Raw genomic sequence first — 19333 nt, 5'->3', positions numbered from 1 at the left:
TCCTTTGACGGTGCTAGAGAATTCCCAGCCAAATTGCTAGAGTCTCAAAAAAATCCCTAGTCATCAAGCTGGAAGGTAATGGATGCTCTTTCTCCTTTAATGCCACTCTCTGATGAGGCAAGTTTCCATTTTTCTACTGCTTTAATCACTGCGCGATTCAAGTCGTTGTATTTGCTAGGAGTCGAGATCTTGATGTTGAATGGCTTACCGTTGGGGTCAATGTCAAACACGACTTCCACTTCGCCTTGCCGCCCTTCTTCTCGGGCTGCGCTCGGATATTCAGGTCTACCGCAGCTAATGCAAGTGTCGGGAAGCCGGCCGGAAGGGCCCGAAGGACTCCTCCCTCTTCCTGGATTTGTCGGTTTTGGCATTGGCCCGGAACCGCTGCCCAATGGCTGTGACGAACCCCCCCCGCCATTTCCACCTCCACCGGGTGATGAGTTCGACGCACTTCCTCCGGGGCTACCAGAGGAGGGGAGGTTTCCTACATCTCCGATCGCATTTCTAGAATTGCCGCCGCCTCCTGGCCTGGTGGCCGTGACTGGCGACCCAGCCGCAGGTGCTCGGGGCGCTCGCCCCGAACCAGCAGCAAATGGCTCTGAGGAAGGTATGTCGCCATTTTCGCTAGCACCGGATGGCGAGTTCGATCCACTTCCTCCGGGGCTTTCAGAGGAGGATGGGTTTGTCAGATCCCCGATCGCATTTCCAGAATTGCCACCGCCTCCTGGCCTAGTAGCTGTGACTGGCGACCCAGCCCCGGGCGATCGCTGTATGGGTCCGGAAGAAGGATTTAATGGCTCTGAGGAAGGCTCTCCGCTACCCGCCGAAGCAGATGGCGACGAGAGCGGGTTATTTTTTTCAGGGCTGTCTGAGGAGTTAGGATTTCCAGCATCTTGTGTAAAGTCTCGGGGATTCCCAGCGCCCTTGGGGCGGGAGTCAGGAACGGGTGGTTCGCTTTTTGGAGGAGCGGGGGAGGGGGTTTCGGGTTCGTTGGCGATCGGCGTTTTAGGAGTTTCTGGGGAATTTAAATTTTGTTTAGGTAGAGGGGAAGGCTCCACTGGAGTTGGTGGCGGAGTTTCCGCTACGGGTGGCTCTTTCTTAATCTCTGGTGGTGGCGTTACCGCTGCGGGTGGCTCCTCTGGAATCGGCGGTGGCGTTACCGCTGCGGGTGGCTCCTCTGGAATCGGCGGTGGCGTTACCGCTACGGGTGGCTCCTCTGGAATCGGTGGTGGCGTTGCTGCTACGGGTGGCTCCTCTGCGGGAGTTGGCTCTGGTGGCGGTTCTGGTTTGAAGGTCTCAGGTGGGGGAGATACCTTTTCTGGAATAACTGGCTCTGGCTGGGTTTCTTCTACTTTGGGCTCATCAAGCACAACAACTTCAATGGGATCCTCTGCAAATTCAGCAGGTTTAACCAACTTGAGGCTCAACGGTAGGGCGACACCGTGCAGTAAGGCTGAGCCTAACAGACTGATCGCCAGAACTTTTTTGAGTGCTTCTTCTTGTTGTTGTCTGTGCGTCGCCGAAATATTTGAAAAACTCATGCCTTATCAATCTCCTTGATGGATGGGTTGGCAACGTCCTCGCTGGCTCCCCCACATAACCCGAAACAAGCTACCCACTTCCGGTTGAGCTTGCTATCAATTATGAACCTACCCATCCTATAAGAAGACTGTCACCCTTTTCAAGACTCTTGCAATTAATTTTCATTATTTTATTTTGATATAGCGAGTAGACGCTACCAATCAGCATTTCCTTTGGGTGCGCCTACGTCGCTCTCGTAGGTGCTGTTAATGTTCTCATTGTGGCAGGGCAACCTTCCACAATGCCTTAAATACAATACTTTAGCCCGGACTCTACCAACAAATTTCAAAATTTTCAAGCTTTTCAGAGAATACTTAAATATAAGTAGACTTAATATAGTAATATATTTTTAATAATAAATATTTATTTTAAAGAGTGGACGATGGCTTGACAAAGGCTGAATTTTGTGGAAACCTAGTTGAGAATCTTTTAAGTTATTGAAGGTTTTTGTCAAGTTCTAACGCAAATCTTTAGCAAAAAAGGACTGGCAGAAAAATCGGTCGCGTTCTCGGTCGCGATCGCAGTAGAAGAATTTTGGGTAAAGACGAAGATAGTCACATACAGGTAGTGCGATCGTGCTTGAGTGAAACAATTCTCCGTCTAAATCACTTGTGCCGACTTGACGCAGAAACTTTACCAGCCTTAGATCATCGGGCTAATTGCAGCATTAGGCAGCTTGCGATCTTTCAACAGAGCTAGCGAGAGTACAAACCAATGGATAGTCTCATTTACATTTTTAAGGCCGCAGGCATTGTTGCTTGGCCGCTATTTGCCTCGTCTATCGCAGCAGTCGCCCTGATCATAGAGCGTCTTGCCTTTTGGTTTAGGGTAAATCGGCGGCAGCGGCGAGTTGTGCGAGAAGTGCTACAGGTCTACAGTCAACATCCCGATTCCGCCATCAAAAAGTTACAAGTAAACGGCGATTTGCCCCTAGCCCGGATTTTTTTAGAAGCTTTAGAATTAGACTCGCCCAACATCGAAGAATTTCGTTTGGCCCTAGAGAGTGGCGCTCAGGCAGAAATCCCTATCCTGAAGCGATTCAATACAATATTTGACACCATTATCAGCCTTTCCCCACTATTTGGGTTGCTCGGAACAGTTTTGGGGTTAATTACCACCTTTTCCTCGCTCAAACTGGGGGATGCCACGGGCACCAATGCTGCAGGCGTTACTTCTGGGATTAGTGAAGCCCTCGTCTCTACAGCAATAGGGTTAGTGGTGGCAATCTTTACACTCTTATTTGCCAATATGTTTCGCGGGTTTTACTTACAGCAGATAGCTTTTATTCAGGAAGCCTCCGGCCAGTTAGAGCTATTGTACCGTCACCGCTACGAACAACTACTAAGAGAATCTAATTATGCGCCTACCCGATGAACCTGATAATATTCCCCAAATTAACATCGTGCCAATGATTGATGTGGTCTTCGCCATATTGACATTTCTAATTGTTTCCTCTATGTCTTTATCCAAATCCGAGGGTCTGCCCGTAAATTTACCGAAAGCATCAACCTCTCAAGTTCAGGACTCGCCTGCTAAAATTACCGTCACTATTGATGCTCAAGGAAAATTAATGGTTGATAAAAAGTTAGTCAACTTAGACCAGATTGAGAGTACGGTGCGACAGGTGATGGGGTCAAATCAGAGTTCCTTAATTGTGTTGAATGCGGATAAAAGCGTCAATCACGGAAATGTGGTGGAAGTTATGGATAGATTACGCCGAATTAAGGGAGCTAAGTTAGGGATTGCTACCGCAAAGTAGAGAGATTCTATAATTACTAATTTGTAATTTCCTCACGCCTTTAAACTGAAATTACCCTGTGCCGATCTAGTAAAAAAAACTGTAAACCTGATTGAGAGCTAGTCCTGAATAGTCAGTACAATTCAGGACTTTATTTGATAAAGCAGTTAAAAATTAAAGTCCTTACTGTCAATAAACAGCAAGGACTTTAATTATTTATTCCTGAGTTTTAAGAACGAACATCCTTACTACACACGTTAAATACTTGCCATCACTTCGCGCGCTGCTGCCAAAGTTCGATCGACATCTTCGTCAGTATGAGCCAAAGAAGTAAATCCAGCCTCAAACTGCGAAGGAGCCAGATAAATGCCGTGCTCCAACATTCCCCGGTGAAAGCGGCTGAACTTCGTCAAATCCGACTTCTTCGCATCCTCGTAATTGTGAACCGGGCCAGCCGCAAAAAACAAGCCAAACATCCCGCTAATTTGCCCGCCCCAAACCGCGTGTCCGGCTTCCTTAGCAATTTTTAGCAATCCATCAGACAGTTTTTTGGTAATCTTATCCAACTGTTCGTAAGTGCCGGGTTTTTGCAGCAATTCCAAAGTCTTAATCCCAGCAGTCATCGCCAAAGGATTTCCCGACAGCGTACCCGCTTGATACATTGGGCCAGCAGGAGCAACCATCCCCATAATATCCCGCCTTCCCCCGTAAGCTCCCACCGGCAAACCGCCACCGATAACTTTACCCAAAGTAGTCAAATCCGGGGTGACACCGAATCTTTCCTGAGCTCCGCCGTAGGCGATGCGGAAACCAGTCATTACTTCATCAAAAACTAACAAAGCACCGTTATCTTTAGTAATTTCCCGCAAACCTTCGAGAAAACCTGCATCCGGGGTAATAAAACCGGCATTCCCCACCACTGGTTCGAGAATTACACCTGCTATCTCGCCGGGATTTTCGGCAAATAAAGCTTTGACTGCTTCTAAGTCATTGTAGGGAGCGTTGAGGGTATTAGCAGTAGCGGATTTCGGGACGCCCGGTGAGTCGGGAAGGCCCAGAGTTGCGACGCCGGAACCGGCTTTTACCAAGAACATATCGGCGTGCCCGTGATAGCAGCCTTCAAATTTAATCAGTTTATCGCGTCCAGTGAAAGCTCGCATCAGCCGCAAAACGGCCATACAGGCTTCGGTGCCGGAGTTGACAAATCGCACCATTTCAATGCTGGGAACGGCATCGATGACCATTTCGGCGAGCACGTTTTCCAACAGCGACGGTGCGCCGAAACTCGTACCTTTTTCTAAAGATTCGTGCAAGGCTTTGATGACTTCCGGGTGCGCGTGGCCGCAGATAGCCGGGCCCCAAGTTCCTACGTAGTCGATGTATTGGTTTTCGTCAACATCCCAAATGTAGGCTCCTTTTACCCTGTCAAAGACGATGGGCTGTCCGCCTACGGATTTGAAGGCGCGGACGGGGGAACTGACGCCACCTGGCATCAACTTCTGGGCTGCAGCGAAAATTTCTTCTGATTTGGTAGTTTTCAAGGTTGTGGAAACCAATGTTTTCTCCTTAGTGAACGTCTGTTGTTGGTAGAATAATTTTATAGCCAGTTCAACATAAAGGTTAGGTCGATTCAAGGAAACTATTCTAGTAGATTTTAGGGTACAAACCAATGAGTAGCAATACTAGCTTGGGTTTTTTAGGCTTTGTCGCACTAGCACCGTGAAGCGAAGCTATCCCGTAGGGAATCGCCATAAAGTGTAATATTTTGTAAAATAGTTCTTGACAATTTGTCCATCACTTCCTCAATCTCCTCTCTTCTCTTCCTCTGCGTCCTCTGCGTTCTCTGCGGTTAATAAAAAAAATATCCGACAAGAAAGCGTTAATGTATATTACAACTTTCAAAGAAAATTATGTCTGCTACTGATTTATCGAGTTTGAGCCGATCGATCCCAATTGAAAAGATTCGTTACGACGATCGCGGTTTAGTTCCTGCGATCGTCCAAGATTATTTGGACGGTACGGTGTTAATGATGGCCTGGATGAACCGGGAGTCGCTGCAAAAAACGCTCTCTACCGGGCAAACTTGGTTCTGGAGTCGATCGCGCGCTGAATTATGGCCAAAAGGCGCGACTTCGGGACACGTTCAAAATGTCCAAGGGCTGCGTTACGACTGCGATAGTGATACTTTGCTAATCACTGTCGAACAAGTCGGAGATATTGCTTGTCACACAGGAGAAAGAAGTTGTTTCCACCAAGTTGATGGGGAAATTTCACCGCCGCCAGGGGATATGTTATCTCAATTATTTGCCGTAATTTGCGATCGCCGCGACAATCCTAACGAAAGTTCTTATACTTGCAAGTTGTTCGAGGGTGGCGACAACAAGATTCTCAAGAAAATTGGCGAAGAATCGGCGGAAGTTGTAATGGCTTGTAAAGATGACGACAAAGAGGCGATCGCTGGAGAAGTAGCCGATCTATTTTATCACGCTTTGGTTGCTTTAGCTCACCATCAAGTTGATTTGAGGGCGGTTTACCGCAAATTGGGCGATCGACGAAAATAATCCTTTGTAGTAAAGACTTTAGTCCTTAAGTTGCCTAAATTTATCATAAAGGACTGAAGTCCTTACTACAAAAAGATCGAGGACTGAAGTCCTTACTACAAACGGATAATAGTGTCGCGACTCCCTTTAGAAAGTAAAAGTTGTGCGGAGGACACCCACTCCTACTGTGTCATTATCCTTAGTTCCTTCAGGATTGAACAGCACAAAAGCTCCGGGTGTAATGCTGATATTATCGTTGACTTTGAAGCGGTAATAAGCTTCTAAATGGTAAGGAGTTGCTTTGTTTTGCTGAAAGCGAGCACCGCCACTTACCGAATCGCGATCCAGTGGCTGTCCAAACAGAATACCTGCATTATTGCCCTGTGCGAACAAATCTCGGAAATGCAAACCTACCATCCAACTGTTGAAAGTTGTAGAAGCATTGCTTCTTTCAGCGTCAGCAATTATCCAACCTCCATAGGTAGAAACAGCTAATTTCGGAGAAAGCCGCCAAGTTGCAGTACCGCCAAACGAATTCATCCTCACCCCGCCGCTAACAGGTTGTCTATCTCTTCCCAAAATTGAACCCAAATCCGCATCAGATAATCCTGTGGCAAGAATATTCAATTGGTGGCGGCTGTAAGCGTAATTCAAACCAATGTCAATGCTGCTAGTTGGTTTAATCGTTAACTGTGCCGCAGCAACGGTACTGCCATTAAATAAACCCGCACCCAACGGAGTAGCTGGAAAGCCTAAATCGTTGGGCAAAGCAGCATTTACACTGCCGTACAAAGCTGTAAGATTGACTTTTTTGGAAAGGTTCCAAATAAACCCACCTGCCGATGCCAAACCGCTGCCAGAAGTGCCACCGGATACGCGGACAACAGGGTTGTAGCCTGCAAATCTAGAGACGGCTTCTTGCCCTTCTCCAGCGAAAGGAGTGATGGCTTGAAAAGCATCAGAAGTTTCAGCTTTCGGGCCGGCAAATAAAGTGATGCTGTTAGAAACTGGAAAGACGTAAAGCAGCTTGTAAAGTTCAACAGCATTGGCGTCAATGCTAGATAGAGTCTGAGGATTAATTCCGGGAAATTGCGGTTCAAAACTCAGTTTTGCTTGACTATCAGACAAACCGCTAAATGCCCCTGTTGACAAACCTAAATTAGGCCCGAAGCTGCGAATGTTGTAAGCTTGCAAGCCAGTTATCAGCGTATCTTTGCCTGTAAAACTGGTCAGCAGATTCAAGCGCAGTCGGTAGTTTAAGGCTGTTTCAGTCTCCCTGCGATTGTTTTTGGTAGTGTCGGCAACGCTAAAAATTGCTTCGCCGCTGAGTTTAGTTGTTGTCGAAAATTGATTGGCTTCTAGTTCGGAAGTACGAGCTTCTAAAGCATCGACTCGACCCCGCAAAGTGGCTAATTCTGCTGCAAATTCTTCTTGCAATCTTTGCAATGCGGCTAAGTCTTCCTTGGTTGCTAAGTTGGTTGTACCTGATTTAATTAGCTCAGTAACTTTATCCAAGCAAGCGTTTAAACCGGCGGCAAATTCGTAGCGAGTCATTGCCCGATTGCCTCGGAATGTGCCGTCAGGATATCCCGCTATGCAGCCGTATCTTTCGACTAAAGATTGCAGGGCTTGAAATGCCCAGTCCGTCGGGCGCACGTCGGAGAGTTGAGATACAGATGTTACTTGCTGGAGTTCGCTGGATTCAGAAGTTTCGCTGTTGGTTGCCGCGGGTTCTAAGGAAGTGCTGTTTTCGATTTCAGCTAACTTTTCGGAAGTAGAATTTTCTGTTTGGGCAATTACTGGCGCAGGGTTAGGGGTGGGAATAACAGATGTTTTTTCTGTGGCTTCTGCTGGTGTCTGCGAGTTTTGGGAAGGGGCAACAGATACTTGTTCTGTGACTTCGGCTGGGGCTGGGTTTGCTGGTTTTTCGGCTAAGTTTAATGAGTTTCCCCCGGGATTTTCTGCGGTTAATGCTTCTGTTTCGGGCAGATTCAGGTTGGCAGCTTCTTGGGGGAGATTGGCGAGTTGATTGGTTGTTGAGACGGTGTTGTCAACTTGCAGCCCCTCAACTAATTTTAACTCGGATGTTTCAGGGGCTTTGACCTGATTTTCAACAGTTGTATTGAGGCTAATTTTAGCCTCTGACTCTTTTAACTCTTCAGTACCTAATGTCTTTTTTTCGGCGGGAGGCATGGCTGCCAACGGTAAAGAACTGGCAAGTATATACAGTAAACCTACTGCGCCAGCACTAAATAGTAGATGTGCTTTCACTAGAACTCCTCACAAATTTGATTGTAAAATTGCTATTAGCTTTCTAGGAATTGTAAAACTATTTGGTATAGCTAACCACAAAGTTTTGAGTTAATATTTTTTATAGGTCTAATAAAATAAGTAAAACAACCGCCTGCTATAAGAGCTTAAGACCGCTAGGCATTTTTTGCGAGTTATTTATCTATCGGGTGGATTAGAGTATCACAAAAGTTGTATTTTAGCAATTATTTTTTCAACATTCGATCGAGCTTTTGCAAAATAACCACAGCCACAATCACACTCAAAGCCAAACCCAACCAAAAATTATCCGCCGCCCATTTACCTCTATCCAAAGCCAAACCGCCCAGCGGCGGCCCGATTAAATAGCCGATCGCCCAACACTGAGAATTAACCGCTAAATAAACGCCGCGTAAAGAATCCGGCGCTAAATCCACAACCAAAGCCGAAGCAAAAGGCGTATAAGCAACAGTCGCCACCGACAAAAAACTCAAGCCTAAAACAGCTAACAATAGATTGCCAGTTGCAGCCATTCCCGTCAAGCCGATCGCGATAAATCCCATTCCCCAAAGCAGCGCCGAAATCATCAAAGCTTTCGCACAAGAAAACGGCCTCAAAGCTTTAACAACGGGCAGTTGCAAAGCCACAGTTAAAAACGTGCTAAAAGCAAATAAAACGGTAATTGTACCTGTTGAAAAGCCTTTTCCCGATGTCCCCACCGCGACAAACTTGCTAAAGTACAGCGGCATTGTGGTTTGGATTTGGGAAATATATAACGTGAACAGAGTATTTACTAAAGCATAAACTAGAAGACTTCGATCGCTCAGCGCCACCATCCAACCATTTTCCCGATTTTTTTTGCCTCTATCCGCTGGATTAGCTGGTTTGTAGGTTTCGGCGATCGCGATAGCCACCACCGCAAACAGCACTAAAAACGAGATACCATCAATAATAAAGAGCGATCGATAATTCCCCGTTACCTCAATCAACAAACCGCCCAAAATAATCCCAACTTGCAAACCCAAATTATCAGCAAGCCGCGTCAAAGCAAAAGCCTCCTGTCGCTGTTCGCCCTCCGTTAAATCCGCCACCATCGTCTCGGTTGGAGGCCAATACAAACCCACACCCAAACCCATCAGTAAATTGCCCGCAATTAAGCCAACGAAATCATTAGTCGCCGCCAGTACAAAAGAAGCCGCCGCCGAAATAACTGCCGCCAGCAGTAAAGTTCGCCGCCTTCCCCAAAATTTAGAATCACAAAAAGAACCGCCCAAAATTCTGCCGAATATTCCCGAAACTGAACCGCTACCCAAACCAATCCCAACAGCAGTAGCAGATAAACCGACGCCATCGACAAAAAATATCGGGGCGTAAAATAAAGTAAAACCGGTGCCGCTTTGGGAGAGGAATCTGCCGGCGGCAAGAATCCAGACTTGAGGGGGGAGACGGGGCAACCAAGAGGATAATTGAAATTTAGGCATATACAGTTAAATTAGGAGTTATTTCTGGACGCAGAAACGTGGTTTTTTATAAAAAATACGTTACCGTGTTTAATCAGAGTCAAAAACAGGTGTCTTTGGTCGCAGTGCATAAGTCTTGTGAGTAATTATTAATTTATTCCGTACTTTTTCCGAATTAGTATTAGTTAACCGATGTGATGACAAACATAAGTGAGCTTAACAATTCTTCAGGGTATGTTACACAAAAGTTACCATTAATTTAAAAATACTTAACAGAATTTTAGAAAAAAGTTAGTTAAACTCTAGAAAAGGCAGAAGAAAATTTTAGAGGGTCTAATTATATGACAGCTATTACAACATCAAGAGTGGAATCAATCAAACCGCGATGGCAAGCAATTGTCATGGTGGCCCTAATTTTCTGGCTCAGCGGTAGCCTGATTTTGGATTTAGTAATTATGCCCAGTCTCTACGTATCTGGCATGATGACATCTCCCGAGTTTGCAACAGCCGGAAATTTAATGTTCTGGGGATTCAACCGCGTTGAGTTAATCTGTTCAGGCCTGGTGGCAACGGGTTTGATGGTTTTGAGCAATTTAGTCAGTGAGTTCGGCAAGCGCAGCCGCACAGCAATTTTATTATCATTGGTACTTCTAGCGATCGCCCTGATTGACACCTACGCCCTGACACCCCAAATGAGCGGCTTGGGAATGCAGCTAAATCTGTTCGATTCCGCAGCAGAAGTGCCCGCCGGGATGAATCTACTGCACCAAGGCTATTTTGCATTGGAAGCGCTGAAGTTGGCTGTCGCCGGTACGCTGCTGGGCTGGTGCTACCAAAACCAAGTTTAATCCACACAATGCTCAGATGTTGAGTTGAGAAAAAAAACTCAACCTGCAGCGGCGGGGGGCGTGAATTCACGCCCCCCGCTAATTTTTTAAATTTTAACGCGATCGTAAACACCGGATTTGATATTCATCGGCGTTAATCTGTGTTTATCTGCTTGTATCTGCGGTTAAAAAAAGAGAATTTCTAGGGCCGCAGATGACAAGGGATTGACACTGATTCACGCAGAGGTCGAGAAAAGAGATAGGAATAATTCCGATGCTAACAGATTTGATATAACTATACTGTCAAGTTTGCTGACCCGCCCAGAAACGGATACTTGCGAACGACTCCTGTGGTGGAGAGATCAAAATTTTAGACTCTTGTTCAAACTCCCAGATTCATCTGTGGAGAAAATCTAAAATCTAAAATCTAAAATCTAAAATCCACTGACGGCACGCCCTACTCGGATGCTTCGGGTAAATTTGCTTTTGGCCACAGCAGGCGCAAGCCCATCACCGCAAATCCGATCGCCGCGAGCCCCTTTACCAGTCGTTCCGGCAACACCTCTGCCGTGCTGAAGCCGATCGCCACCCCGATCAAACTCGCCAGCAGCAGCGCCGACGCCGTACCAAAAAATACAGCCCGCGGCGAGTTACAACTGCTGCCCAGGGCGATCGCAGCTAATTGACTTTTGTCTCCCAATTCTGACAAAAACACTGTAATAAAACTGATTCCCAAAAGTTGCCAGTCCATGTTTTTTTTGTTCTTAGTTAGCTATTGTAGAAATCTACGACTTACCGACAGGCAAACAATTAACCCAGCACTTCCCACAGCAGAACCGCCGAAATCGCCAGTAAAATCACTCCGGCTGCTCTCTCCAAAGTTCTCGGAGCAATCCGACTAGCCAGCCACCTTCCCAGCAACACCCCCAGCAAACTGGTTGCTATCAAAGCCGAACCCGCACCCGCAAAAACGATCCAAGGATTTCGAGATTCAGCCGTCATCAGCAAAATTGCGAGCTGAGTTTTGTCTCCAATTTCAGCTAAAAAAATAGTTGCAAAAGTCGAAGCAAAAATTGCCCAGTGCTTCGGCTTCAGTTTCTTTTGTTCCTGACAAATATCGGGATTTAGAGTCACTGAGAGTTCAGCGGGCTCCGGGGTTAAAGCAGCACAAATCTCAGTAACCTCTTTTATTTGTAGTTGTACCTGTTGTGGCAAATCATAATTGAGGTTTACTGAGTCAGAAGCAGACAAGCTTGGCGGAACAGAATCAAGTTTCACAGGCAATGAGTGCTAAAAGCTATTTATTTTTGACTTGTACTTTTGATTCTAACTTTCTCTGTGCCTGCTTTTACCAAACCAGGGTCATCTTTTTTGCCACTGATTTGAGCAACTGATTCCTGGAACAACTCACCGCACCCAAAAAGGGATACAAGCCCCCAGATCGATCTGTCGAGTCAATCTAAAATCTAAAATTGGCTGACGCCTACAAGCCCCCAGACTTATCTGTCGAGTCAATCTAAAATCTAAAATCTAAAATCTAAAATTGACTGACTGACTGGTTCATGTGCCGTAAGTTCGATCGCCCGCATCTCCCAAACCAGGTACAATAAAGCCCTGTTCATTGACTATTTCGTCGATCGTGGCCGTGTAAATCATCAAACTCGGGTACTCTGCACTCAGCCTCTTCAAAGCCGGAGGAGCAGCCACCACAGAGATAATCCGAATCAAGCTTGGGTCAATTCCCCGCTTCGTCAATTCCTGCATTGTCGCTATAATCGTCCCGCCAGTCGCCAGCATCGGCTCGCTAATTATCACCCGCGTTGCCGGGTTAAACTGCGCCGGCAATTTGTTCAAATAACAAGTCGGTTGCAGCGTCTCCTCATTTCTTGCCATGCCTAGGTGGTAAACCGAAGCCAGCGGTACAACCGTCTGAATTCCTTCGAGCAGAGCCAAACCCGCCCGCAAAATCGGTACCACAACTAACGGAGCTTCCGGGTTGATAAAAGCCGCCGGACATTCTGCCAAAGGTGTCTGCACTGTGGTTTCCACTGTCGGGAGCCATTCTCTAATCGCCTCGTAAGCCAGCCACCTTCCCAATTCTGTCATCGCAGAACGAAAAAGTACCGATGGGGTGGCGGCGTCGCGGGCAACAGCCAGCCAGTGTTTAATTAATGGATGTGGAGGAACGTAAACGCGCAGTTGCAGGGACATTAGGAAATTGGGGAGATTGCTAGGTTTGAAGGATTTTATGCGGTGCGGTCGATCTTCTTCAAGGGCTTCCCTAACGGGCGATCGATCGCTCTGTGCAACTTATCACATCCTTGAGGGCGCATACAAGCCAGAGATTGAGTTAGAACCCATTCGCCGATCGACCTCCATCAGCTTATTGAAATATTTTTCTAATAGTATTGACATAAATTAGCAATAAGCTTATAGTGATTTTTAGTGTTCTCCTCTCAAAGGATCGGCAGACGGGGGCAGTCGGCAATGGTAGACTGTTCCCGCATTTTTTTTTGGAAAGCAGGGGCATCGGGCATCAGGCATTGGATATTGGGCATGGGGCATTGCCGAACTTCGGTCTCCCTGGCATCCCTTACATCCGCTACATAATCCGTTGCCGAACTTCTTGCTTCGGGAGCGATCGACTGTAAAATCATAGAAATATTAAGATTTTTAACCGAATGTCAGCTCCTACCCAATCCCAGTTATTTTCTCCCAACTCCCGCCCTACACAGCAAGAGTTTGATGTAATTGTCATCGGTTCCGGCATTGGCGGACTCGTGACCGCCACCCAGCTAGCCGCTAAGAAAGCCAAAGTTTTAGTGCTCGAAAGCTATACAATTCCGGGGGGTAGCGCTGGATATTTCGATCGAGAAGGCTACAGATTTGATGTCGGGGCCTCCATGATTTTTGGTTTCGGACAGCGCGGCACCACCAACCTCCTCACCCGCGCCCTGAAAGCAGTCAACGTCACTCTAGAAACGATTCCCGACCCCGTACAGCTTCACTATCACTTACCCAGCGGCTTAGAACTTGAAGTTCCCCAGGCTTATGATAAATACTTGCAAGAATTAACAGACAGGTTCCCTCACGAACGCGAAGGAATCCACAAATTTTACGGTGAATGCTGGAACGTCTTCAACTGCCTCAACGGGATGGAATTGCTATCTCTAGAAGAACCCGGATATCTCGTCCGAGTCTTTTTTCAGAATCCTTTAGCCTGTTTGGGATTAGTAAAATATCTGCCTCAAAATACTGGCGACATTGCGCGGCGCTACATAAAAGACCCTACTTTGCTGAAATTTATCGACATGGAATGCTACTACTGGTCTGTAGTACCTGCAGACTTGACGCCAATGATTAACGCCGGAATGGTATTTTCCGACAGACATTACGGTGGCATCAATTATCCCAAAGGCGGAGTCGGTCAAATCGCCCAAAAATTAGTAGAAGGATTAGAAAAATGCGGCGGGCAAATTCAATACAAAGCTAAAGCAAAAAAAATTATTACAGAAAACGGCCGCGCTGTCGGAGTCGAGTTAGCCACCGGCGAAGTTTACCGGGCCAAGCGGATTGTTTCTAACGCCACGCGCTGGGATACTTTTGAGAAATTGCTGCCCGCAGAAGAGATGCCCGCTAGCGAGAAGAAATGGCAGCAGCGCTATCAAAAAGCCCCCAGTTTTTTGAGTTTGCATTTGGGAGTAGAAGCAAGCGTAATCCCTGCTGGTAGCGCCTGCCACCACATTTTGTTAGAAGAGTGGGATAAAATGGAAGCGCCAGAGGGAACTGTTTTGGTGTCAATTCCAACCGTGCTTGACGCAGATTTAGCTCCTGCAGGATATCACATAGTTCACGCTTTTACTTCGAGTTGGATAGAACAGTGGGAAGGACTTTCGCAGCAGGAATATGAGGATAAAAAAGAAGAGGCTGCAGGGAGAATTATTGAAAGATTAGAAAAGATTTTTCCCGGTTTAGATGCCGGTTTGGATTATATGGAAGTGGGGACAGCGCGTTCTCACCGACGCTTTTTGGGGCGCGAAGACGGAACTTACGGGCCGATTCCGCGACAAAAGTTAATGGGTTTGCTGGGAATGCCGTTTAATCGAACTTCTATGCCTGGTTTGTATTGTGTGGGTGACAGTACGTTTCCCGGACAGGGTTTAAATGCGGTGGCGTTTTCTGGGTTTGCTTGCGCGCACCGCATTGCGGTTGATTTGGGTTTTTAGGGCTAGTAAGTGGTTAGACAGAATTAATTACACACTGATTTTTGGCTAGTTTTTTACTAGACAAGGCTTGTAGCCCATAGTTTTGTGTAATTAATTGTGTCGTACTTCTTAGTAGGGTGCGTCAGACGGTTCGTTTGAAAGACGAGAGAAAATGCGAGGTTCCTGGCCACCCTACACAAAAACTAAAAACCCGGTTTTTGGGGAAAAACCGGGTTTTAAACTGAAAATTGGCAGTTTTCATTCTTTTACTGAGTTCACTGGTCGTAGCTACCGCCGACGCCGATTTGGGTATTGTAGATTTTGGCATCAGTTATGGTCATATCTTCCATTGATGCGCCGGATACGTCAGCGGTGTTAATGATGGCTGCAGTCAGATTCGCCCGATCGAGGTCTGCGTCATTTAAACTGGCATTAGTCAGGAAAACTGCGGTTAAGTTAGCAGCCGTCAAGTTAGCACCCGTTAGGTCAGCACCTTCGAGGTTGGCCTTATATAGGTTTGCTCCTCGTAAATTTGCTTCTCTCAAATCAGCACCAATTAAATGGGCTCCCGTTAAATCTGCTCCTGACAAGTCGCACTTAAAACATTGCCCAGTTGACAGTAACTGTTTGACGTGAACGGGATTTTCAGCGCGAGCAGGCCCAGCCAACAGTAGGGGAGTAATTAAAAAAGTAGCGGCTAATAGATTGCGTTTCATAATCCTTTTTTCCTCACCAGACTCTGTATTTAACTTCTTGTGTTGATATCTACAATCTTACCACGGTTGTTTTCGCAAGTTGCGATCTAATTCACAGATGGGCTGTGATATCGATTGCCCTCAACAACACCTAGATGGTTTCGACCAGCTAGCAAAACATAATTTCGCAAAACTTAACACTGCCGAACTTCATACAGTGCACTTTTGTAGTAACCTCTTCTAGGTTAGTTAATATAGCCAACCGATGCGTCTTTCTGAAGATGGAGATGATTCGCAATACGAGGGAGGATTTTAGGGATGATCTTATCGCAAAAAGTTCACATAAAATACCTTGTTTTTAATAAAAGTGTCACGAGACTGAAAAATTAATTTAAAATAAAGATAAGCTTATAACTTTATAGGTAGAGGAAAAGCAGTCACTGGCTTGATCCCCAGCCCAAGCTCGGCTGCATTTTTAACAATAAATTTTAATTAGGTCTCAGCAGCCCCGTAAAAATCCACCTAGTGCTTGGAAACCAGCACTTTTTTGGAATGTCGCAGAGTCCACGCGATCGCAAAACTCAATTAAATATGCTCAAAAACGATTCCTCCAAGTATCTGCCAACGTTAGCTCAAGTAATAGACCCCTACCCCTTGACCGTTGCCCCCGATACCCCACTAGCAGAAGTAATTACCCTGATGGGCCAACGGCGCGGAAGTTGCTCTCTAAACGCAGCCATTCCACCAACCGATATCTATCAGCCACTAACAGACATCGCAAATTCCCCCACCTCAAGTGCATTCAGAGACGCGACAGGTATCTGCGTCTTTGTCGTGGAAAAATCCCTAGAAAAATTATCCTCGCACTCTGGTTCACATTCTCAATTGCAAGGAATTTTCACCGAAAGGGATCTTGTCGATTTGATTGCCTCGGGCCAAAACTTAAAAGGTGTCACTATCGCAGAAGTGATGAAGCAGCCTGCAGCAACTCTGACAAAATCCGAGACTCAAGATATTTTCAGCGCCCTAATTCTGCTGGGGCAAAGAAGAATTAAGCATTTGCCAGTATTGGATAGCGAAGGTCAACTCTTAGGAGTAATTACCCCGGAAAGCATTCGCCAAGCCATGCTGAAACCGGCAAATATCTTAAAAATGCGCCGCGTGAAAGAAGTAATGACCGCACAAGTCATTCAAGCACCTCGCTCCGCGTCAGTTAGGAGTTTAGCTGAGTTGATGGCCGAGCACCGCGTTAGCTGCGTAGTAATTACCGAATCAACAGAATTATCGATTAATTTACCGTTCCCCATTCCAGTAGGTATCGTCACAGAACGGGATATTGTGGAATTTCAAGCTTTAGATATAGATTTGTCGAAAACGATCGCCCAAACTGTGATGAGTACCCCCTTATTTAGCCTCAAGCAAGAAGACTCGCTGTGGGTAGCTCATCAGGAAATGCACGAGCGTTTAGTCCGCAGGTTGGTAGTAACGGGGGAACAGGGAGAACTCCTGGGAATAGTTACTCAAACCAACATACTGCGCGTACTTGACCCGATGGAAATGTCCGGGGCGATTGATGTTCTGCACGATTCAGTGGCAGAAAGAACTAAGGAATTGGAAAAAGCGATCGCATCCCTCAGCTTGACTAATGCCAGACTAGAAAGCGAAATTGCTACCCGCGTGCGGGCAGAGGCCAGACTCCACCTTTTAGAATCTGCTGTAGTGAACGCTAACGACGCAATCGTGATTATGGATGCGGGAGACAGCGATATCTCCGACCCCACCATCATCTATGCCAACGAAGCTTTTACCCAAATGACGGGCTACCTACCCGAAGAAATCATCGGACAAACCCCCAGTTGCTTGCGCGGCCCAGAAAGCGACCCCACCCAAGTCGATAAAATTCGCCGTACTTTCTCTCGCCAAGAACCCCTACGCCTAGAATTGATTAACTACCGCAAAGACGGTTCAACATATTGGGTGGAACTCAACAGCGTACCCATTGCCGACACCTCCGGGAACGTTACCCACTGGGTGTCGGTGCAGCGAGATATTACCGATCGCAAGCGCATGGAACAAGCATTTTTTGAAGAAAAAGAACTCGCTCAGGTAACACTACAATCGATCGGCGATGGCGTAATCACTACTGACGCCGACGGCTGCATTTCCACACTTAATCCAGTTGCCGAACAACTCACGGGTTGGTCTACCTCGGAAGCTAAGGGTTTGCCCCTCGCCAGCGTGCTGAGAATAGTTGACGAAACTACCAGGCGGCCGACCGAAAATATCGCCGAAATCGCTTTGTGCGAAGGTCGGATTGTTGACCAAGGACACAACAGCTTGCTGATTGACCGCAACAACACCGAATTTGCGATCGACCACTGCGTCGCCCCCATCCACGCTAGCAGCGGCGAAATTGTCGGGGCCGTCGTTGTGTTTCGAGATGTCACGCAAGTGCGAACTCAAGCGCGGCAACTCACCTGGCAGGCAACTCATGACCCCCTGACGCAATTAGTCAACCGCCGGGAATTTGAGTACCAGCTAGAGCACGCCCTACACGGCGCTCAAGGTTACGGGCAAGAACACGTGATGCTTTACCTGGATCTCGATCGCTTCAAAATAGTTAACGACACCTGCGGTCATGCTGCTGGGGACGAACTGCTGCGCCAAGTCAGCCAGCTATTTAAAAGCAATATCCGCAAAACAGATATTTTGGCACGTCTGGGTGGCGATGAATTTGCCGTACTCCTGTACAACTGTCCCGTCGAACGAGGATTGAACGTTGCTGAAACGCTGCTGCGAAGCATTCAGGCATTCCGCTTTGCGTGGCAGGACAAAACTTTTTCGATCGGCGTCAGTATCGGTTTGGTAGCAATCAATCCCAAAACAGCCTCGACATCTGCGATTTTGAGCGCGGTCGATATGGCCTGCTACGCTGCTAAAAATAAAGGTCGCAACCGGGTACAGGTTTATCAAGCCGGCGATCGAGAATTAATCAAACAGCACGGCGAAACCGAGTGGGTGGTGCAAATTCATCAAGCTTTAGAAGAGAATCGCTTTTGCTTGTACTCTCAGCCGATCGTGCCTTTGCTCAACTCTCCAACCACCGGCACCCACTGCGAAATCCTCTTGCGCCTCCAGTTGGAAACTGGTGAGTTGGTGTCGCCGATGGCGTTTATTCCGGCGGCCGAACGCTACAACTTGATGCACGCGATCGACCGTTGGGTAATTCGCACTTTATTTAGCAATTTATCTAAAATTTTCACGGCAAATTTGTTAGTCCAAAACCCTGGGGTAGGCAGCGATAAAATAGTTACCTTCCCTGCTTGCTCTCTTTCTGAGCTGCAATCGTCATTTGGCAAATATCCCAACCTTTATTCAATCAACCTTTCTGGGGACAGCCTCAACGAAGAAAAGTTTATCGAGTTTATTCAAGAACAGTTTTCTATCCATCAAATACCGCCGCAAATAATTTGTTTTGAAATTACCGAAACCGTTGCCATTGGTAATCTCAGTAAGGCCGCCAGCTTGATTTGGCAACTTAAGGAACTAGGCTGCCAGTTTGCCTTGGACGACTTCGGCAGCGGGATGTCTTCCTTTGCTTACCTGAAAAGTTTGCCAGTTGATTATCTCAAAATAGACGGCAATTTTATTAAGCATATTGTCGATAATCCTATTGATGTCGCAATGGTGGAAGCTATTACCAAAATCGCTCACGTCATGGGAATTAAAACTATTGCCGAGTATGTTGAAAATCAAACAATTATGGATAAACTCAATGAACTTGGGGTAGATTACGCTCAAGGTTATCATTTGGGCAAGCCTCAACCTTGTAACTTCACCTCTCCTATTTTAGAGGAATTTTTGGGGGAGTTTCCTGTTAATTCTTTGGCTTTTGAGGCTAAGCTAGCTTGTTGAAGAAGGAAGTTCGGCAACGAGCAAACAATGGGATGTAACCGATATCGTGCACCATTGTCAGCAACAGGCATCTTGCCTGTTCATAAAAGGCGTAATGGAGAATG

15 protein-coding genes are annotated in these 19333 nt (G+C 46.7%); 7 read left to right on the top strand and 8 right to left on the bottom strand.

All coding sequences use genetic code 11. From position 1 onward, the window contains the following. Positions 1 to 56: 56 nt before the first annotated feature. Positions 57 to 1541: a TonB family protein gene (locus QUA33_RS06350; protein ID WP_333147391.1), complete on the bottom strand. Its 1485-nt coding sequence runs from the start codon at positions 1539 to 1541 to the stop codon at positions 57 to 59. A gap of 754 nt (positions 1542 to 2295) precedes the next feature. On the opposite strand from QUA33_RS06350, the gene QUA33_RS06345 reads away from it, so the two are divergent. Together QUA33_RS06345 and QUA33_RS06340 are read left to right on the top strand one after the other, a co-directional pair. Further along, complete coding sequence (locus QUA33_RS06345; RefSeq protein WP_333097012.1) at positions 2296 to 2955, top strand: MotA/TolQ/ExbB proton channel family protein; 660 nt, start codon at positions 2296 to 2298, stop codon at positions 2953 to 2955. Beyond that, a complete protein-coding gene (locus tag QUA33_RS06340; RefSeq protein WP_333097014.1) occupies positions 2939 to 3340 on the top strand; it encodes a biopolymer transporter ExbD in 402 nt (133 codons plus the stop codon). Before QUA33_RS06345 ends, QUA33_RS06340 begins: the two co-directional genes overlap by 17 nt. 236 nt (positions 3341 to 3576) lie before the next feature. On the opposite strand, the gene hemL is transcribed toward QUA33_RS06340, so the two are convergent. Next, positions 3577 to 4875 carry a glutamate-1-semialdehyde 2,1-aminomutase gene (gene hemL / locus QUA33_RS06335; RefSeq protein WP_333147389.1) on the bottom strand — a complete coding sequence of 433 codons (1299 nt, stop codon included), beginning with the start codon at positions 4873 to 4875 and terminating at the stop codon, positions 3577 to 3579. 354 nt (positions 4876 to 5229) lie between these two features. Between hemL and hisIE the strand changes: the two genes are divergently transcribed. Beyond that, on the top strand, positions 5230 to 5880 hold the full coding sequence (hisIE, locus tag QUA33_RS06330; protein WP_333147387.1) for a bifunctional phosphoribosyl-AMP cyclohydrolase/phosphoribosyl-ATP diphosphatase HisIE: 651 nt from the start codon (positions 5230 to 5232) through the stop codon (positions 5878 to 5880). 126 nt (positions 5881 to 6006) lie between these two features. Here the strand turns inward: hisIE and QUA33_RS06325 are convergent, their stop codons facing one another. Next, positions 6007 to 8130 carry an iron uptake porin gene (locus QUA33_RS06325; RefSeq protein ID WP_333147385.1) on the bottom strand — a complete coding sequence of 708 codons (2124 nt, stop codon included), beginning with the start codon at positions 8128 to 8130 and terminating at the stop codon, positions 6007 to 6009. Between the two features lie 224 nt (positions 8131 to 8354). Continuing rightward, the gene (locus QUA33_RS06320; RefSeq protein WP_333147383.1) at positions 8355 to 9608 is read right to left on the bottom strand and encodes an MFS transporter; all 1254 of its coding nucleotides are present in this window, start codon (positions 9606 to 9608) and stop codon (positions 8355 to 8357) included. Positions 9609 to 9928: 320 nt separating this feature from the next. Between QUA33_RS06320 and QUA33_RS06315 the strand changes: the two genes are divergently transcribed. After that, complete coding sequence (locus QUA33_RS06315) at positions 9929 to 10435, top strand: hypothetical protein (RefSeq protein WP_333147380.1); 507 nt, start codon at positions 9929 to 9931, stop codon at positions 10433 to 10435. A gap of 436 nt (positions 10436 to 10871) precedes the next feature. On the opposite strand, the gene QUA33_RS06310 is transcribed toward QUA33_RS06315, so the two are convergent. From QUA33_RS06310 to upp, 3 genes are all read right to left on the bottom strand, one after another. Beyond that, entirely contained in the window at positions 10872 to 11165 is a 294-nt protein-coding gene (locus QUA33_RS06310) for a TMEM165/GDT1 family protein (RefSeq protein WP_333147378.1), read from the bottom strand. A gap of 59 nt (positions 11166 to 11224) precedes the next feature. Beyond that, a complete protein-coding gene (locus QUA33_RS06305; protein WP_333067921.1) occupies positions 11225 to 11692 on the bottom strand; it encodes a TMEM165/GDT1 family protein in 468 nt (155 codons plus the stop codon). Positions 11693 to 11974: 282 nt separating this feature from the next. Further along, complete coding sequence (gene upp, locus QUA33_RS06300) at positions 11975 to 12625, bottom strand: uracil phosphoribosyltransferase (protein WP_333097023.1); 651 nt, start codon at positions 12623 to 12625, stop codon at positions 11975 to 11977. Between the two features lie 25 nt (positions 12626 to 12650). Between upp and QUA33_RS06295 the strand changes: the two genes are divergently transcribed. After that, positions 12651 to 12836, top strand: coding sequence for a hypothetical protein (locus QUA33_RS06295; protein WP_333147376.1), 186 nt, complete (start codon positions 12651 to 12653; stop codon positions 12834 to 12836). Between the two features lie 259 nt (positions 12837 to 13095). Next, entirely contained in the window at positions 13096 to 14640 is a 1545-nt protein-coding gene (gene crtH / locus QUA33_RS06290; protein ID WP_333147374.1) for a carotenoid isomerase, read from the top strand. A 254-nt stretch (positions 14641 to 14894) separates the two neighbouring features. Here crtH and QUA33_RS06285 read toward each other — a convergent pair whose 3' ends face one another. Beyond that, positions 14895 to 15335: a pentapeptide repeat-containing protein gene (locus QUA33_RS06285; protein ID WP_333147372.1), complete on the bottom strand. Its 441-nt coding sequence runs from the start codon at positions 15333 to 15335 to the stop codon at positions 14895 to 14897. Between the two features lie 531 nt (positions 15336 to 15866). Between QUA33_RS06285 and QUA33_RS06280 the strand changes: the two genes are divergently transcribed. After that, positions 15867 to 19229 carry an EAL domain-containing protein gene (locus tag QUA33_RS06280; protein WP_333147370.1) on the top strand — a complete coding sequence of 1121 codons (3363 nt, stop codon included), beginning with the start codon at positions 15867 to 15869 and terminating at the stop codon, positions 19227 to 19229. Positions 19230 to 19333: the final 104 nt, after the last annotated feature.

The sequence above is a fragment of the Microcoleus sp. Pol14D4 genome, assembly GCF_036701245.1.
GTDB lineage: Bacteria > Cyanobacteriota > Cyanobacteriia > Cyanobacteriales > Microcoleaceae > Microcoleus.
Note: the sequence above shows the minus strand (reverse complement) of the source record. Positions and strands in the feature narration are given on the sequence as shown.

What these genes read in the sequence shown, in the direction of transcription:
- QUA33_RS06285 (WP_333147372.1), bottom strand. Translation starts at nt 15,335, where the DNA reads ATGAAACGCAATCTATTAGCCGCTACTTTTTTAATTACTCCCCTACTG.
- QUA33_RS06280 (WP_333147370.1), top strand. Translation starts at nt 15,867, where the DNA reads ATGTCGCAGAGTCCACGCGATCGCAAAACTCAATTAAATATGCTCAAA.
- hisIE (WP_333147387.1), top strand. Translation starts at nt 5,230, where the DNA reads ATGTCTGCTACTGATTTATCGAGTTTGAGCCGATCGATCCCAATTGAA.
- QUA33_RS06315 (WP_333147380.1), top strand. Translation starts at nt 9,929, where the DNA reads ATGACAGCTATTACAACATCAAGAGTGGAATCAATCAAACCGCGATGG.
- crtH (WP_333147374.1), top strand. Translation starts at nt 13,096, where the DNA reads ATGTCAGCTCCTACCCAATCCCAGTTATTTTCTCCCAACTCCCGCCCT.
- upp (WP_333097023.1), bottom strand. Translation starts at nt 12,625, where the DNA reads ATGTCCCTGCAACTGCGCGTTTACGTTCCTCCACATCCATTAATTAAA.
- QUA33_RS06350 (WP_333147391.1), bottom strand. Translation starts at nt 1,541, where the DNA reads ATGAGTTTTTCAAATATTTCGGCGACGCACAGACAACAACAAGAAGAA.
- QUA33_RS06345 (WP_333097012.1), top strand. Translation starts at nt 2,296, where the DNA reads ATGGATAGTCTCATTTACATTTTTAAGGCCGCAGGCATTGTTGCTTGG.
- QUA33_RS06340 (WP_333097014.1), top strand. Translation starts at nt 2,939, where the DNA reads ATGCGCCTACCCGATGAACCTGATAATATTCCCCAAATTAACATCGTG.
- QUA33_RS06310 (WP_333147378.1), bottom strand. Translation starts at nt 11,165, where the DNA reads ATGGACTGGCAACTTTTGGGAATCAGTTTTATTACAGTGTTTTTGTCA.
- QUA33_RS06320 (WP_333147383.1), bottom strand. Translation starts at nt 9,608, where the DNA reads ATGCCTAAATTTCAATTATCCTCTTGGTTGCCCCGTCTCCCCCCTCAA.